Source organism: Chloroflexota bacterium, assembly GCA_013152435.1.
GTDB lineage: Bacteria > Chloroflexota > Anaerolineae > DUEN01 > DUEN01 > DUEN01.
Map to the genome: position 1 here is coordinate 18592 of JAADGJ010000025.1, position 13550 is coordinate 32141.

At 66.1% G+C, this 13550-nt stretch carries 10 protein-coding genes; 4 read left to right on the forward strand and 6 right to left on the reverse strand.

What is annotated here, in order from left to right; translation table 11 throughout:
- Positions 1-11 precede the first annotated feature (11 nt).
- Positions 12-1583, reverse strand: a complete 1572-nt coding sequence (locus GXP39_03415) for a spermine synthase (protein NOZ27088.1) — start codon at positions 1581-1583, stop codon at positions 12-14.
- A 113-nt stretch (positions 1584-1696) separates the two neighbouring features.
- On the opposite strand from GXP39_03415, the gene GXP39_03420 reads away from it, so the two are divergent.
- Positions 1697-2749: a M20/M25/M40 family metallo-hydrolase gene (locus GXP39_03420; protein NOZ27089.1), complete on the forward strand. Its 1053-nt coding sequence runs from the start codon at positions 1697-1699 to the stop codon at positions 2747-2749.
- On the opposite strand, the gene GXP39_03425 is transcribed toward GXP39_03420, so the two are convergent.
- A complete protein-coding gene (locus tag GXP39_03425) occupies positions 2724-3443 on the reverse strand; it encodes a type II toxin-antitoxin system VapC family toxin (GenBank protein NOZ27090.1) in 720 nt (239 codons plus the stop codon). The two genes, GXP39_03420 and GXP39_03425, sit on opposite strands and share 26 nt — an antisense overlap.
- 555 nt (positions 3444-3998) lie before the next feature.
- On the opposite strand from GXP39_03425, the gene GXP39_03430 reads away from it, so the two are divergent.
- From GXP39_03430 to GXP39_03440, 3 genes are all read left to right on the forward strand, one after another.
- Positions 3999-6287, forward strand: coding sequence for a DEAD/DEAH box helicase (locus GXP39_03430; protein NOZ27091.1), 2289 nt, complete (start codon positions 3999-4001; stop codon positions 6285-6287).
- Between the two features lie 42 nt (positions 6288-6329).
- A complete protein-coding gene (locus GXP39_03435) occupies positions 6330-7247 on the forward strand; it encodes an alpha/beta fold hydrolase (GenBank protein NOZ27092.1) in 918 nt (305 codons plus the stop codon).
- A gap of 64 nt (positions 7248-7311) precedes the next feature.
- Positions 7312-8013 (forward strand): hypothetical protein, encoded by a 702-nt coding sequence (locus GXP39_03440; GenBank protein NOZ27093.1) that lies wholly within the window; start codon positions 7312-7314, stop codon positions 8011-8013.
- Positions 8014-8048: 35 nt separating this feature from the next.
- On the opposite strand, the gene GXP39_03445 is transcribed toward GXP39_03440, so the two are convergent.
- From GXP39_03445 to GXP39_03460, 4 genes are all read right to left on the reverse strand, one after another.
- Positions 8049-8633 (reverse strand): DedA family protein, encoded by a 585-nt coding sequence (locus GXP39_03445; GenBank protein ID NOZ27094.1) that lies wholly within the window; start codon positions 8631-8633, stop codon positions 8049-8051.
- Between the two features lie 233 nt (positions 8634-8866).
- A complete protein-coding gene (locus tag GXP39_03450) occupies positions 8867-9754 on the reverse strand; it encodes an EamA family transporter (GenBank protein ID NOZ27095.1) in 888 nt (295 codons plus the stop codon).
- Between the two features lie 139 nt (positions 9755-9893).
- A complete protein-coding gene (locus GXP39_03455) occupies positions 9894-10394 on the reverse strand; it encodes an ureidoglycolate hydrolase (GenBank protein ID NOZ27096.1) in 501 nt (166 codons plus the stop codon).
- A 208-nt stretch (positions 10395-10602) separates the two neighbouring features.
- Positions 10603-13314, reverse strand: coding sequence for a glycoside hydrolase family 2 (locus GXP39_03460; GenBank protein ID NOZ27097.1), 2712 nt, complete (start codon positions 13312-13314; stop codon positions 10603-10605).
- Positions 13315-13550 lie beyond the last annotated feature (236 nt).

The following is a 13550-nucleotide window of genomic DNA, read 5'->3' on the forward strand; positions in this document are numbered from 1 at the left end:
GGGAGCCTCCTTCACTGGGTGTGGCCACCTGGGGTGAGCAGGTAGCGCAGGATGATGCTGTGCACGATCTGTTCGACCGGGGCTCGGTCGTCCGTGAAAATCGGCGTGTCCGGCGGCGGCTGCGCGACGCGAGCCCTCGGCAGCGCTCGTCGCATCATCTCCACCAGCATGGGGTGGGTCAGCCCGGCCGCGTTGGTCCGCAGGTTCGCCAGTTGGGTGGGGCGCACCGTCCCCACGACCAGGCTGTTCCCCAGCCCGTAGCCGGGGTCCGGCTCATCGATGATATAGACGGAGGGGAAGACCTGGCCGACCGTCGCGGCCACCGCATCCACCAGCCGGTAATCGTCGTGCGTGCGCCCCACGTTGACGGCGAGCACGCCCTCCTCGGTGAGGCGCTCCCGCGCGAGCTGGAAGAACTCCACCGTGGTCAGATGGAACGGGATATAGGGCGGCCGGTAGGCGTCCACGACGATCACATCATACCGATGCGAGGTCGTTCGCAGGAACACGCGGCCGTCCTGGGCGATGGCGTGCAAATTCGGCTCCGTCATGGCAAAATATCGCCGCCCAACCTCGATGATCGCCGGGTCCAGCTCAACGCCGTCGATGGGGATGGGGCCGAACGCCTGGGTGTACAGTCGGGCGATGGTGCCGCCGGCCAGGCCGATCAGGCACAGGCTGTCCACCTGCTCGGCGGTGTAGGGGGGCGGGTTGAAGAAGGGGACGACCAGGAAATAGTCCCATATCCCCTCGCTCAGGAAGGCGTTCGGATCGTATACGGAATGCAGTCCCTCCCCCTCGTTCAGGAGCAGCCAGGTCTCCGGTCCCTGGCGCACGACCTGGATGTAATTGTAGGGGGTCTCCGCTTCAAAGACCAGGCCGGGCGTGGGCTTGATGGGCATGGTCCACATCCACCAGGCCGCGATGAGCACGAGGGCCAGCAGGCCGGTGTGGAGGAGCAGCGCCTGGGCGCGTCGGGTGTGGGCCCACAGGCCGTACAGGGCGAGGGCCAGCAGTGTCGCCCCGATTGCGCTGAAGGTCAGTCGGGTGCCCATCTGGGGGATGAGCACCAGCGCGGGCAGGAAGGCGCCGATGATGCTGCCGGCTGTGGAAAGGGCGTAGATCCGCCCGGCCGCCCGGCCGCTGGCGTGTACGCTGGACGTCGTCAGCCGCACGGCGAAGGGAGGGACACACCCCAGGAGGATGACGGGGGCGGCGAAGAGGACCAGGATCCCCGCCAGGGAGCCGCCCAGGAGCGCCACGTTGAAGCCGACGCCGCTGAAGCCCCGGGCGGCTGCGGCGAGCACCGGGCGCGCGGCCAGCGGGATCACCCCGATCAGGAAGCCAGCCCAGCCGACGAGGCGACAGAGCACCGAGGGCGCCGGATAGCGATCGGCCAGGTGTCCCCCCAGCGTGTACCCGATGGCGAGGTAGAGCAGGATCAGCCCGATCAGGCTGGCCCACACGATGAGGGAGTTCCCAAACCACGGCTCCAGCAGGCGGGAGGCTGTTAGCTCGACGCTGAGGGTTGCCGCGCCGGCGGTGAAGACCAGGATATTCAGGTATCGACCGTGAATGCGCACGAAATCCGCCTCCTCCGTCGTGCCGCGAGGCACAGGGGGATTATAGCCCCGGCGGGGGATGGCGGCAAAAGAGGTGCGGAGGGTGGGTCCTATCACATCGGGAGATGAGGCTTATGCGTAGACGGGCGGCCTTTACGCTGTGGGTGGTGAGCCTGGCGCTGGTTCTGACGCTGGGGTTGCTGCTCGTCACCTGGGATGTGACGGCGGCGCAATCGGCCGATCCGACGGTCGAGCGGATCGTGCAGCGGGTGACGGCGGATCGGCTCATGGCCCACCTGCGTCGGCTGACGGGGGTGGAGCCCGTCCTCATCGATGGCCGCGTGTACACGATCACGACCCGGTACACCGGCACGGAGGGCATGTTCAAAGCGGCCGCGTACCTGGCTGCCCAGTATCGAGCGCAGGGATGGGCGGTCCGGTATCACACGTATACCTATGGGGGCAAGCCGTTGATCAACGTGGAGGCGACGTTGACGGGGACGGTGGATCCGGGGGGGATCTATATCCTCTCCAGCCACTTTGATGACATGCCGAAACCGCCCGATCTGGCGCCGGGGGCGGACGATGACGGAAGCGGGACGGCGGCGACGTTGGTGGCCGCCGAGGTACTCAGCGACGTTGCGCCGGCCTACACCATTCGCCTGGTGAATTTCTCCGGCGAGGAGCAGGGGTTGCGGGGCAGCGCGGCCTACGCGGCCGATGCTCGCGCTCGCGGCGAGCGCATCCTGGGCGTCATTCAGCTGGACATGATCGGCTGGGAGGGGGATGACGAGCCTGCGTTGGATCTGCATGCCGGCTTTCGGCCGTCGGCCATCGCGCTGGCCGAGACCTTCAGCCAGACCATCGCCGCCTATCACCTGGACCTGGAGCCGGAGATCGTCCGGGCGGGGGCGGCCTCTGCCAGCGACCACAGCTCCTTTTGGAACGAGGGTTACTCCGCCTCGATCCTGGCCATTGAGGACTACTATCCCCGGGAGCGTGACTTCAACCCGTACTATCACACTCCCCAGGACACGGTGGACGCGATCGATCAGGCGTATTTCACGGATTTCGTCCGCGCGGCGGTGGGGACCATCGCCCGGCTGGCTCAGGTGCGGAGGCCTCCGCCGCCCGTCACGCTTCGCCTGTACCTGCCGGTGTTCAGCCGCTCTCCTGCCGGCCCGTGACATATCGTTGGTGAAGGGCGAGCGGGTCCACGCGAACGATGTCGGGCAGTTCGTCATAGGAGGGATTTAGGGAGAGGATCGTGTTCAACCCGTTGTGCTGCATGACCGCCAGATGCACGCAGCCGCTGAAACGTATCCCCATCGTCTCGCTCATCCGGCACAGCTCGGCGGCCAGCTGGAGGTCTTGGTCATCTACCGGGTAGATGATGGGAAGGATCTGCTGCAGTGCGGTGGTCATGTGATAGCCCTTGTCCGTCTCGCCGGCGTGGCGGAGGCCGTCGGCGAGCTCGCGCAGGACCTCGACGTCGATGGCCGCGCTCAGGCGCTTGTGGGCGATCTCGGTCATGATCCACGCACACGCGTCCCGAGCGGGGCTGTGTGGGATCGTCGCGTGGATGCACACGTCCGCATCCACAAAGGCGATCCCGGTGGGGAATGTAGTCTCGGCTTTCTCCGCCTGGGTGGAATTTGTCTCGGGCGCTTGCAAGGGATCTGGCACGTGGTCCAGGTCCAGCGAGAGGAGCTGTCGCAGGGCGGCCAGGCGGCGCACGCGTGCCACGTCTGTGCCATATGCCTGCACGATGGCGTCTCGAACGAGGTCGTCCACCTCGCGGCCGCTTTGGCTCGCCAAGCTGATCAAAAGTTCGTATAGATCGTCCGTAAGGGTGGTTTCCACTCGATGTGCGTAGATCACCACAGCTCCCTCCCAGCATGTCCGTCTTGAAAGCGGTATGTGAACGCCCGAAATGAGGGCACGGCGCCGCGCTCCATGCGCGTCAACGGAACGGCGTAGCGGCTTCACCTGACGCCAATGCCTTACCGGAAACCGAGTTCTTCAGCATCTCTGAGAATGTGTCTGAAAAACACACCACGAAGACACCAAGAAGGGCATGAAAAGGAGTATATCGAGGCTGCTTCACCTCCCCCTGTGGAGCTGGTAGCTGAGGAAGACCCTCAGACACCTTACCGGTGAATTTCAGGCACGCTCTGAGGCCCGGCAACGGCTTGACGGCCATGGCGATTTGCCTGGTAAAACGAATTGCACCATCTTGTGCTGTTGTGTGGTCATCCTACACAAGAAAAGGTGTTTCGTCAATCTTACCGACGGGGGAGGTGAGCGCTTCGATGCCCCCGACGCGATACCGTCTTTTCTGTTTCGCCTCCGCCCCTTCTGGCCCGATCCAGGTGGACAGGACCGGGCGGAGCGGGGGGAGGGCTGAACCCGCGTACGTGTGGTAGAATGGGGGCGATGGATCTGCAACAGTTTCTCAGGGAGATCACCCGAGCGCGAGAGTACCGCGGGCAGTTGGTGCATCTGCGGCGGATTCCCGCTCGAAAGGCCCGGTATGGGCAACTGTCCGCTCCTTTGCACCCGGATGTGCAGGAGCGGCTGAGTGCCCTCGGGATCACGCGCTTTTACGTGCATCAGTCCCAGGCGATCAACGCGATCCGGCAGGGACGCCATGTGATCATCGCCACCTCGACCGCATCCGGCAAGACGATCTGTTTTAACGTCCCCGTGTTGGACGCGATCGCCGGGGACCGCCGCGTGCGGGCCCTGTACGTGTATCCCACCAAGGCGTTGGCGCAGGATCAGCTGCGCGTCCTGCGAGAGCTGACGGGGGGCACGCTCTCCTGGGTGCGAAGCGGCACCTACGACGGGGACACTCCGCGGGCGGCGCGCACGCGGCTGCGCAAGCAGGCGCATATCCTCCTGACCAACCCGGACATGCTGCATCTGGGAATCCTGCCCAATCACGCGCTGTGGGCCCCCTTCTTTCGCAACCTGCGCTATGTCGTGCTCGACGAGGCCCATCACTATCGCGGCGTGTTTGGGTCTCAGGTCGCCTGCGTTCTGCGTCGGCTTCGGCGGATCTGCGAGCACTATGGGGCGTCCCCTCAGTTCATCGCATCCTCGGCCACCATCGCCAACCCGGCCGAGCACATCGCCCGGCTCACGGGCGTGGAGGCCCAAGTGATCGAGGATGACGGCTCGCCCCACGGCCCACGCCTCATCGCCCTGTGGAATCCGCCCTTTCTGGATCGGGCCCGCACCGCACGTCGATCGCCCAATACGGAGGCGGCCTATTTGCTGGAAGCGTTGCTGCGGTTTGGGGTGCGCACCATCGTGTTCGCCCGGGCCCGCGTCGTCGCCGAGCTGATCTTGCGCTACGTTCGCCGCGCGCTGGAGCAGACGGCCCCCGATCTGGTATCCCGCGTGAAGGTCTATCGAGCCGGCTATCTTCCGGAGGAGCGGAGGCGTCTTGAGCGGGAGCTGTTCTCCGGGGAGATGCTGGGGGTGGTGGCCACCACGGCGCTGGAGCTGGGGATCGATATCGGGGGGCTGGATGCCGCGATCCTGGTGGGCTATCCGGGCACCATCGCCTCCTTCTGGCAGCAGATCGGGCGGGCGGGCCGGGGCGATGAGCCATCCCTGGGGATGTTGATCGGGCATGATAACCCGCTGGACCAGTACTTCATGCGGCATCCCGACGACCTGCTCGGCCGTCCCCATGAGCGGGCCCTGATCGATCCCGACAACGTATATGTGTTGCAGCAGCATCTGCCGTGTGCGGCATATGAGGTCCCGCTGACCAATCGGGACGAGGAACTCTTCGGCCCGGGCTTCGTGGATGCGATGATCCGCCTGGAGGAACAGGGGGTCCTGATCTATCGAGATGAGCGATGGGTGTATGGTGGGTACCGATACCCCGCGGAGGGGGTAAGCCTGCGATCCATGGGGGATGGGCGATTCGCCATCCTGAACGCGGCCGATGATTATCGCCTGCTGGAGGAGATCGAGGCCAGCACGGCGCCGCAGCGGGTGCATCCCGGCGCCATCTACCTGCATCAGGGCGAATCGTATCGGGTGATCCATTACGATGGGGCGATGCGTCAGGCCATCGTCGAGCCCGTGACGGTCGATTATTACACCCAACCGCGAGAGTGGAATGACGTGCGGATCGTGCGCTCCCTGGCCCATCGTCCCATGGGGGCGACTACGGCGTTTCTGGGACAGGTGCGGGTGACCTCTCAGGTGATCGGGTATCGGCGGTTGCAGCACTTCTCCGAGGCGGTGTTGGGCGAGGAGCCGTTGGAGATGCCGCCTCAGGCGTTCGATACGGTGGCGCTGTGGTGGGATGTGCCGGAGGAGATCGCCTACATGGTGCGGAGGCGAGGCGGGGATTTCGCTGGGGGATTGCACGCGGTGGAGCACGCCGCCATCGGCATCCTGCCCCTGTTCGCCATGTGCGATCGATGGGACATCGGCGGGGTGAGCACGCCGCGCCACCCGGACACCGATCGCGCGCAGATCTTCATCTATGATGCCTCCCCGGGGGGTGTCGGCATCGCGGAGGAGGGGTTCCGTCGTCTGTCGGACCTATGGCAGGCGACGCTGGAGGCGATTCGTGATTGTCCCTGCGAGGATGGGTGCCCTTCGTGCATCCAGAGCCCCAAATGTGGTAGCAACAATCAGCCGTTGGACAAGGATGCGGCTGTCTGGATTCTGCGCTCCCTGTTGGAGGGATCAGGATAGCCATGAGATGAAATGTCTTTCTTTAGGACAAGGAGGTCGTAGATGGCGAGATGGCCTGAGGGGGATGTCTGGGACCGGGTAGGTATCGGCGCTGCGGTTACGTTGGGCGGGCTCCTGGCGGGAGCCTGGTTTGCCAGCGGAAGGCTCGTTTGCCGCAGGAACCCGGATCCGCCTGTGGACCCCAGCGCGTATGGCCTGGAGGCCGAGGAGGTTCGCTTCCCCAGTCGGGATGGCCTGCTTCTGGGGGGATACTGGATCCCCGCGCGTCGCCGGAAGGGGACGGTGGTGCTCCTGCCCGGCCAGGGGGGGAGCCTGGATCCGGATCTCATCTATGCCCCTGCGCTCGTGCATCGCGGCTATGACGTGTTGCTCTTCGACTTCCGGGGACACGGCCGCAGTCAGGGGGATTACGTCTCCTGGGGGTACTACGAGTATCTGGACCTCTTGGGGGCGCTGGACTTCCTCCAGCAGCGGGGGATTCATCAGGTTGGGGTGTGGGGATTCTCCATGGGGGCGGCCGTCGCCATTCGCTCCGCTGCGGACGCGGAGGCTATCGCTGCCATCGTCAGCGATGGCAGCTACGCGGATCTGCAGGGGGCGCTCTACGGGTGGGCCGCGGCGCGGGGCCTCCAGGGGAGGGCGATCGAGTGGTTCGCCCGGCTGATCCTGAAGATGGCCGGGTGGCGCCTGGGGTGCCAGCTGGAGAACGCCTCTCCCGTGCGCTGGGTGGGGCATGTGTCCCCGCGGCCGATCCTGTTCATCCAGGGGGAGCGGGATCCCTTCGTGCCGATGCGGGATTTCCTGCGGCTGTGGCACGCGGCACAGGAGCCGAAGGAGCGATGGATCGTGCCCGGGGCCGGGCATCGGGAGGCGGATAAGCTGTACCCGGCCGCCTATCGCCAGCGCGTACTGGACTTCTTCGATCGCCATCTAGCGGGGCGACGCGGCCGAAGGCGGTGATGGGGAACCTGGAGGGCTCCCTACGACGTCTTACCGGTGAGACGTGCAAGACGGGAGGTATGTCATGTTTCTGAGGAGCCTGGGTGGCATCGCGATCGTCCTGATCATTGGGACGTTGCTCGCGTCCTGTATCCCCGGCCTGCCATCCCTGGGAGGTGGCGGCGGGACATCCGGGACACTGGTGTACAGCGGCCCCACAGAGGTCCGTCTGACGCCCGGGGAGACGCTCTTACCGACGGATATCGTCTTCCTCGGGGCGGAGGGGAACCGTGGCCGTTTCATCATCGGCGATCTGAAGGCCACCCGCCAGATCGGGGACTCGCTGGATTGGGATGGGGAGCCGCTGCCGGGCGTCAACCTGCAGTTGCGCCTGCGGGTCCTCTGGTTTAAGGGCGGCAACGTGCAGTTGGGGGGAACGGTGCGCGTGGAGGTGAGCGACGTCCAGCCCTCGCCCGATGGGATTGACCCGAACGCGGCCGTCACCTATGGTGTGCCGGTGAGCTATCGGGTCCCCGTGAACCAGCCGATCCCGGGCACGACCTGGAAATACGTGGGGCCCACGGATCGTGGCGCCGAGTTGAGCGGCATGGACGAGTACCCTTACCGCAAGCTGGCGGACTCCATCCTGTGGGAGGGGCGCCTCCGGCCGGATGTGGGATTGACGCTGAACGTGCGAGTGGTGCGCTTCGACGAGCGGTCGCTTCGCGTCGCCGGGCTCGCGACCATCGCGCTGGCCGTCCCGGGAGCGGGCGCCGGGTCCCCATAATGGGCAATGCCGGATGAGGGGGCTCCGCTCCCGTTTTATTCTTCGCCCGTGTCGGCCGCCAGCGCGGGCTGCGGGGTGGGCTCCCGCCGCAGATGTCGTCGGACGTACCACACCAGGCCGGCCAGGATGGCGATGGCGATGGGGATGTCGAACGGCCGCATGATGGCCCGCAGCTCCTCCCATTGGGAGCCGAAGAGGTACCCACCCCAGGCCAGGGCTCCGCACCAGATCCAGGAGCCGATGAACGTGTAAAGGGTGAAGGTGGTGAATCGCATCTTCACGATGCCGGCGGGGAATGAGATAAAAGTGCGGACGATGGGCAACAGGCGGGAGAGGAATGCCGCCCAGTCCCCCCACCGGGCAAACCATCGGTCCGCCTGCTCCAGATCCCGTTCATGGACGAGGATGTACTTCCCGTATCGCTCCAATAGCGGGCGTCCGCCCCATGCGCCCAACAGGTAGGAGAGCACCGAGCCGATGGTGCATCCCAACGCGCCGTAGAATCCGCCCTGCCAGAATGCCTGCCATGCCGTGCCGCCGCGGGCCTGAACCAGCATCCATCCGGCCAGCGGCATCGTGACCTCGCTGGGGATGGGGATGTTGGCGCTCTCCAGCGCCATGATGATCACCACGCCGGGCCAGCCGATGGCCTGCAGCACCTGGGTGAGGAACGCGACGATCTGATGTTCGATTGCCTCCACGTTGACCTCCGATAGCAAAAGAGCCCGTCATCGGCGGGCTCACCTCTTATGGCATCTATAAGATGCAAAGCGGCGGCATTATACCAGCGGCTTGAGGGCAGGGCAAGTTTCCTCTTCATACGCCGCCGCCCTCCGATCTCCTTGTGTCCCTGTCAGCGCCCCCACACCCCGATGACCACCAGCCCGGCCGTGATCAGCAGCGTTGCCGTGATGCGGACTCGTCGTCCCTCCTCCTGATAGAGGATGAACGCCAGGATGACGCCGATGACGATGCTGAACTGGCGGAAGGCGACGATGTAGCTGGCGCGCTCGCTGAGCTGATAGGCCCAGAGCACCAGCCAGTAGGCGCTGAAGTTGAAGAGGCCCCCGATCAGCGGGAGACGCCATCCGATGTCCGGTTGGGCGTCTGGTGGGGCGCTTGGCCCCCGGGCGAGGTGCAGGAAGAGGACGTAGAAGATGTACGTGAAGAGATAGAAGACGTATCCGTAGCGGGCGGCCGTGCCCGGCCCCTGCCTCACGACCTCCGACGCCATCTTGTCCAGCAGCGTGTATCCCACCGTGCTGAGCGCCGTCAGCAGGATCCACACGCTGGCCCGGTTCAGATATCGCCGCGGGGACAGATCTCGGAATGAGCGTTGGGGGGCGAGCAGGCAGCCCAGGGCGACCAGGGTCATCCCCGACCACCCCATGGCGGTCGGGTAGCGGCCGCGCAGCACGTCGCCCAGGCCAACCAGGAGCACCGGCAGCGCCCGGGCGACCGGGTAGACGACCGTGAAGTCGGAAGCCGCGTATCCCTTGGCCAGAAACAGGAAGTAGAGGCCGCAGAAGACGCCGGAGCCCAGCGCGTAGAGCCATGCGGCCGGGGGGAGCGAGCGGGCGTGCCACTCGCTGATGGCGGCGGGGATCAGGCCGATCGCGACGACGGCGAGCAGCAATCGATGGAAGAACAACGCCTCAGCCCGCTGTCGACGCGCGAGCAGGTTCCAACCTGCGTGCAGGAAGGTCGAGCTCAGAACGAGTGCGGCGGCGAAAGGGTTCATCGTCCTCGGGGAGGGCGCGCCCGCGGGCGGGTTGTGCTGCTGCCCATGGAAAGGGGTTCAGGCGGTTGGGGCCGGATCGCCCGGCCCCATAAGCATCGATTCGTGCGTTGGTGGAAACCCCGCCGGCCGGGAGCCACCGCTACAGCTCGATTTGGATCCGCTCATCCCCTGTGAGCTCAAAGACCTCGCAGTCGTTGGCGTAGGTGCGCTCCGGCAGGACGATCAGCACGTTGGCCGGATCGTCGTTGAGGGTGAACGGCGCGTGATGCCAGACCCCCGGCCGCAGCACGACCATCGTCCCGCGCGGCACGCGGAAGACCCGGATCTTATCCAGCGGGACGCCCGCGTCAGGCGGGGTCGCCGGCCCAACGTGGATCAGAACGTCGTTGTCCAGCGGCAGGATCCCCTCTCCCGTCGCCGTGTGATACTCCGAGACGTCGATCACCAGGTCCCGTGGCTCTACCCGACAGGTGGAGAAGGACACGGTCGGGGCGCCCCCCAGGTCTTGCTGGACCATGTCCCGGAAGAACTCGATCGGCGGGGCCCCAATCTTCTCCTGGTCTGGATCGATCAGGTTGGCGTAGAAGCCGAACGGCGAGAACGCTTCCAGGCTCAGCTCGGATACTTTGACGGTTCTCATGGGCCTCTCCTTGTGCCGTGTGATAAAGAAGTCCTCGAAGCTCCCGGACGTATCGGGGTCGTGAAACCCGGTATCGGCCATAGGCCATGATCGATTATACCAGAAACCTGCCTCAGAACAACCTGTTTTGCCAGCTTCACCCTTTGAGGCGTGCCAGTCCCTGAACCCGTGGGGAACGGCAGGCAAGCGATCGTCATCCGTCCTCTTGCTAGGCGCCGCCCAGCCGCGCCACAAGCGCCCGCAGCAATGCCCCGGCAAGGGGATCGCTGCCGATATTCTCGGCAGTCAGGTGGAAGGTGGAGACCAGCACGGCTCCCCGTCCGTATCGCCGCCGGGCGATGAGCCCGACTGGCTTGTGGATCCACCCCACGAACAGCCCGGCATCCACATCCCCCTGGAAGTCCCACGGTGATAACCCCGTGATGACGTGCTCCGGGATCACGCGGCTGAAGCTGAGATCCAGCAGCGGGCCTCCCGGCAGCGCGGCATACGGCCCCGTCCGGCGCAGCCAGGCGAAGGCGCTGGCCCAATCCCCCTCCCAGACCGTCCCTCGTCGCGGCGTGATCCACACGCGGGGCAGCGGCGCCGCCAAGGCCTCCGGCCCGTCCGCCAGGAGCAACAGCCGGCCGCCGTCCCGCACCCAGCCCCGTAGCTTCTCCCCGAGCTGACGGGCCACCGCGATCGCGTCGGGCCCCAGTTTCCCGGCCAGCGGCCAGCCCAGGTCCCGCAACGCCCTCGCCAGCCGGGCGTCGGGCGTCCAGAGCGTCACGCCGGAGATGGGCGCCCACGTTCCCTCCGGAAGGACGCTGAACGTCAGGTCGTTCTCCGCCACGACCCGGCCCGCGGCGTCCTCCCAGCGCAGCCGCAGCCGGGCCTGTTGTCCCACGTCCCCCTCGATGGTGGGCGCCGGGAGGGTGATGGGATCCAGTGGCACGACCTGGCCGCGCTCGACGTCTGGGACGGATACCTGGCCCTTCGCCATGGACTCATCCACCCACCAGCGCACCACGCCCGGGCCCGGGGTGGTCGCCCCATAGCGGGAGACCCACAGCCGGACCGCCACCGTCTCCCCCGGCCGGTACGCCCACCGATCCACCTCGGGGATGATCACATCATCGGCGTTGATCCGCCGCAGCACCGGGTGAAACGCCTTGGGACGCCGATCCATATCCAGCAGGCCGTTGCACTCCCAGTGTACGTCCGTGAACTCGGTGATGACGTACCCCTGGATGCTCCCCCGACGACGCATGGCCTCGATCTCGAACTTCAGCGCCTGATACTGGTGCCACTGGGTGGCCTCCACCAGCGCGCCATAATCGCCGAAGACCCGGTCCAGGCTCCACCGCCGGAAGCGATCCTGGACGCCGTGGGGGTAGACGACGCCCTCGTTCCGCTCCTGCCCCGTCTCGAACCACCACGGCTCGCCGTCCTGCGAGAGCAGATCGGCGTCGGGCAGGCCCCAATTGCCGAACTCGGACACCACCAACGGCTCCTGGCCGGTGCGCTCCGCGTCCCCGAAGGGGCTGTACGTGGAGGCCGGGCGGGCGGCGAAGGTCTCCACCCACTCGTCAAACTCCCGGTAGTGATCGGGGATCGCCCAATACACGTGGTAATCATCCAGATCGCTCTTCACGTGGAAGTTGGGCGGACACGGGGAGTTGTCCACGATCAGCCGGTGAGGATCGAGCTGCTTGGCGTACGCGTACATCTCCTTGAGCCAGGCCCGGTGCGTCGCGTCGCCGGGCAGGTCGAGGCCCCATCCCTCGTTGGCGATGGACCAGGCGATGATGGACGGTCGGTTCCAGTCCCGCTCGATCATCCCCTCCAGCGTGGCCTTCGCCCTCGCCTTGGCTCTCTCCGTGAGCAGCTCCCAGTTGGGGATCTCGCTCCAGACGAGGAGGCCGACGCGATCGGCCGCCCGATAGTAGCGGGGATCGCCTACCTTGATATGGATGCGGAGGCAGTTCAGCCCCAGCTCCTTGGCTTTGCGGAACTGATCCTCCAGGAAACCCTCGGAGGGCGGCGTGGCGATGGTGCCCGGGTAGTAGTCCTGGTCCAGCGCGCCGCGCAGGTAGATGGGCTGTCCGTTGAGGAGGATCCGCCCGTCCCTGGTCTCGACGGTGCGGAAGCCGAATGTGTCGCCCGTGGTATCGACGATCTCCCCCCGATGGATCAGGCGGGCTTCGGCCCGGTAGAGAGCGGGCGACTCAGGCGACCACCAGGCGAAGTCGGGCACTTTCAGTGTCAGCGAGGCGGAGGTGTCGCCGGCCGGGAACTCATGCGTAGCCCGGGCCACCGTTTCGCCAGCGGGCCCCGTGATCTCGACCTCCACGGCCATCTGCGATTCGGCCGGGGCGCTCAGCCGAACGTCCACGGTGACCTGAGCCTGACCTGGATCGGGGGTGATGCGGATGGGATGCAGGTAGATGGGATACCGCCGCTCGAGCCAGACGGACTGCCAGATGCCTCCGATGGGGCCGTACCACGACTGCTTGCCGTGGGGGATCTCCGCCATGGGAAAATCGGGATATTGCTCGTCGTCCGGGCCGGGGTCCACGACCCGGACGGTGATCTCGTTGCGCTGCCCGACCCGGAGATGGGCGCCGATCTCGAACTCGAAGGGGAGGTAGCCGCCCTCGTGATCGCCGACGTACTGATCGTTCACCCAGACCTGGGCGTAGTAGTCCACCGCGCCGAAGTGGAGCACGGCGGCGCGGCCCAGCCAGTCGGCCGGCACGTGGAACGACTTGCGGTACCAGCCCACGCCGGTGGCCTCCCGCAGGTCGGGGAACTGGGCCTGCCAGGGCATGGGCACGTAGGCCGTGCGCCACCGTTGGATCTGGCCTGCGGGCAGGTCGCCCGTTGGGTCGAGGTGAAAGCGCCAGGGGCCATCGAGGGGAAGATGGGTACGCGTGGTCATGTGTTCTTCTCTCCTAAGTGCGTGTCTGAAGATTTACCGGCAAGATGTCTGAGGGGGCTCCCTCAACGACCAGCTCCACAGGGGGAGGTGTGGAGGGGGCCTCCCCTCCACGGAAATCCCACTTTTCCGGCCTGTACCTGCCTCTCTCGGCCCTTCCCGAAGGACCCAGGCCGAGGCCAGGCAGGTCGAGGGCAAAAGAAGGGCTTTTTCCGGAGAGGCGGAGCCCCTCCGGGCTT

Bases quoted from the DNA above. Each gene is read 5' to 3' on its own strand.
- GXP39_03430 (NOZ27091.1), top strand. From the start codon at position 3,999: ATGGATCTGCAACAGTTTCTCAGGGAGATCACCCGAGCGCGAGAGTAC.
- GXP39_03455 (NOZ27096.1), bottom strand. From the start codon at position 10,394: ATGAGAACCGTCAAAGTATCCGAGCTGAGCCTGGAAGCGTTCTCGCCG.
- GXP39_03435 (NOZ27092.1), top strand. From the start codon at position 6,330: ATGGCGAGATGGCCTGAGGGGGATGTCTGGGACCGGGTAGGTATCGGC.
- GXP39_03450 (NOZ27095.1), bottom strand. From the start codon at position 9,754: ATGAACCCTTTCGCCGCCGCACTCGTTCTGAGCTCGACCTTCCTGCAC.
- GXP39_03420 (NOZ27089.1), top strand. From the start codon at position 1,697: ATGCGTAGACGGGCGGCCTTTACGCTGTGGGTGGTGAGCCTGGCGCTG.
- GXP39_03440 (NOZ27093.1), top strand. From the start codon at position 7,312: ATGTTTCTGAGGAGCCTGGGTGGCATCGCGATCGTCCTGATCATTGGG.
- GXP39_03460 (NOZ27097.1), bottom strand. From the start codon at position 13,314: ATGACCACGCGTACCCATCTTCCCCTCGATGGCCCCTGGCGCTTTCAC.
- GXP39_03445 (NOZ27094.1), bottom strand. From the start codon at position 8,633: ATGGCGCTGGAGAGCGCCAACATCCCCATCCCCAGCGAGGTCACGATG.